General features: G+C 67.7%; 1 protein-coding gene. It reads right to left on the bottom strand.

What is annotated here, in order from left to right:
- On the bottom strand, positions 1–682 hold a 682-nt coding region (locus tag A5733_RS09115), incomplete at both ends, for a DUF222 domain-containing protein (RefSeq protein ID WP_142253879.1).

Raw genomic sequence — 682 nt, 5'->3', positions numbered from 1 at the left:
CCCCGACCGCCAACGCCCCCAACGCATCAGCGCGACGCTGCGCCATGGTCCGCGGATCGGCCTCACACACACCCCGGGCCATCTCGGTCAGCACCTTCTTCAACAAGGCCGCATCGGTGGCCAACAACCGGCCCCAGATCGACACGGTCCCGTTCGGGTCATCGACATCACCGAAGCTGACATCACGACTACGCGCTCCGGTACGGCCACGACGCACCGCGGCCGGCTCGAACTTTTCCACCCACACAGCGATGGCCTGCTCGGCCTTGTCCACCGACAACGCACCGTAACTATGGGCGGTACCGGCCAACGCGGCATCGACCAACTCCAACGCCTCGGGATCGATGATGTTCTGGGTGTGCCAGGTGATCGCCGCGATCACCTTCGCCGAAACCTCACCACGGGCGAACTCCGCCGCCACCTTCGGCAACCGCTCCCGCAGCGCCTGAGCGATACGCATCTGCGCCGAGGCCTGACGCCGACCCAGGTTGCACGCCGCACTGACCGCCGCGGCCGCCAGTTCCCACCCGTCAATCGCCGCATGCGCCGACACCTCATCCTCGTCGTCGCAATGACGGGCCACGACCTCCCCGATCAGCGCCAACCGCTCAGCCGCGGCGACCGCCTCAGCCCGCGTCGCATGCTCCAACGCATCGATCAGCGCCGCATCGGAGAGCGACGG

This window comes from Mycobacterium sp. NS-7484, from assembly GCF_001953975.1.
Lineage (GTDB): Bacteria > Actinomycetota > Actinomycetes > Mycobacteriales > Mycobacteriaceae > Mycobacterium.
Note: the sequence above shows the minus strand (reverse complement) of the source record. Positions and strands in the feature narration are given on the sequence as shown.